This is a genomic window from Desulfosarcina sp. (genome assembly GCF_041551955.1).
Classification (GTDB): domain Bacteria; phylum Desulfobacterota; class Desulfobacteria; order Desulfobacterales; family Desulfosarcinaceae; genus Desulfosarcina.
In genome coordinates this window covers 1-1,830 of record NZ_JBFELV010000622.1, presented here as the reverse complement: position 1 = coordinate 1,830, position 1,830 = coordinate 1, and the positions used below count along the sequence as shown (strand labels likewise).

Below are 1,830 nucleotides of genomic sequence, written 5' to 3'. Positions count from 1 at the left end.
TGATGACAATGCCTGGTTTGCCGGAGGCGTTGACGGACACGCCGGCCTGTTCGGCACGGCCGTGGCCGTCTTTGGGCTCCTTCGAGCCCTGGTCGCCGATTTCCGGGGCCGTTCGTCAGCATCCATTTTTTCAAGGCAAATCCTTGGCGACATCTTCACCGGGAAGGATAAACATTCATTGCCGCTGGGCTTTGACCGCCCATCGACGCAACATTCCAGCGCGGGCCGTTATTTCTCAGCCAATTCCGTCGGGCATCTGGGTTTCACGGGGGTTTCTGTTTGGCTTGACCTGGACAAAGAGGCCTGCATTCTTTTACTCACCAACCGGGTGCATCCGTTTCGCTGGAACACCCGGCTGGGTCAATTCCGTCCCCTCATCCACGACCGGATCATGGAACATTTTGAAATCTAATTGGATTAAAGCCGAATTCATCAAATCAAGTCTTGAAATCACTGGCTATTTCTGGTAGCGGTGCCTTGAGCTCGTCCACTGCGCAGAAAGGCCGGCCCCATTGCCGTTGCCCCTCGTGCAAGACTTTTTTGGCGCTGTTGAGATTCAAAACGAAAAAGAGGCGGCATGAACTTTATCGATTCCATTCTGGGTGTCTTTTCAAGCGACCTGGCTATCGACCTGGGTACGGCCAATACGCTGGTATACGTTAAAGGCAAGGGCATCGTTCTCAGCGAGCCCTCCGTGGTTGCCGTTCGAACGGACAATCGCACCAAAAACCGCGTCCTGGCAGTGGGTATGGAAGCCAAGAACATGCTCGGCCGAACCCCGGGAAATATTGTGGCCATCCGACCGATGCGTGATGGTGTGATCGCCGATTTCGAAGTGACCGAGGCCATGCTGCGCCACTTCATACACAAGGTTCACAACCGGCGCACCTTTGTCCGGCCGCGCATCATCATCGCCGTTCCCTCGGGTATCACCCAGGTGGAAAAGCGAGCCGTACGTGAGTCGGCGGAATCTGCCGGCGCCCGCGAGGTGTTTCTCATCGAAGAGCCCATGGCGGCGGCCATCGGCGCCGGTCTGCCCATCACTGAACCCACCTGCAACATGGTTGTGGACATCGGCGGCGGCACCACCGAAGTGGCGGTCATCTCTCTGGCCGGGATCGTCTACAGTCGCTCCCTGCGGGTGGCCGGCGACAAGATGGATGAAGCCATCATCCAGTATGTCAAACGCAAATACAACCTGCTCATCGGCGAGCGTACATCCGAGATCATTAAGACTACCATCGGCAACGCCTACCCCGACCCCAACAAAATAGAAACCATCGAGGTCAAGGGGCGTGACCTGGTCACCGGCATCCCCAAAATACTGGCCATTGACTCCGAGGAGATCCGGGAAGCCATTTCCGAACAGATTGAAGCTATTGTGGAAACGGTGAAAATCGCCCTTGAACAGACACCGCCGGAGTTGGCCGCCGATATCGTGGATCGGGGTATCGTGCTCACCGGTGGTGGTGCGTTGCTGAAGAACCTGGACAAGCTGCTCAGAGAGGAGAGCGGGCTCCCCATCACCGTTACCGAGGATCCGCTGTCCACCGTGGCCTTAGGGTCCGGCAAAATGCTGGACAGCCTGGAAATTCTCAAACAGATTGTCATCGTTTAACGGACCCCATGTTTTCCAAAAGGATGATTCTGGTTGCCTTGGTGATCGTGCTGGTCGCAGTAAACATCATCCTTTTGACCATAACCGGCAAACACACCCAAGCGCCTTCCGGTCTCGGTCGGGGCGTTCTTGTTATTGTTTCTCCCTTCCAAAAACAGTTCACCGCTTTTTTCAATTCCGTCAAGAACACATGGAATCAATACTTCTTCCTG

General features: G+C 55.5%; 2 protein-coding genes and 1 pseudogene. 2 read left to right on the top strand and 1 reads right to left on the bottom strand.

Translation table 11 applies throughout. The features are described from left to right. Positions 1-412: pseudogene (locus tag ABYV26_RS24955) on the top strand (serine hydrolase); the annotation flags it as partial. 165 nt (positions 413-577) lie between these two features. Next, the gene (locus ABYV26_RS24950; RefSeq protein ID WP_372684051.1) at positions 578-1,618 is read left to right on the top strand and encodes a rod shape-determining protein; all 1,041 of its coding nucleotides are present in this window, start codon (positions 578-580) and stop codon (positions 1,616-1,618) included. On the opposite strand, the gene ABYV26_RS24945 is transcribed toward ABYV26_RS24950, so the two are convergent. Continuing rightward, positions 1,615-1,830 (bottom strand): hypothetical protein (locus tag ABYV26_RS24945; RefSeq protein ID WP_372684050.1); only part of this gene is annotated, 216 nt, incomplete at its 5' end. The two genes, ABYV26_RS24950 and ABYV26_RS24945, sit on opposite strands and share 4 nt — an antisense overlap.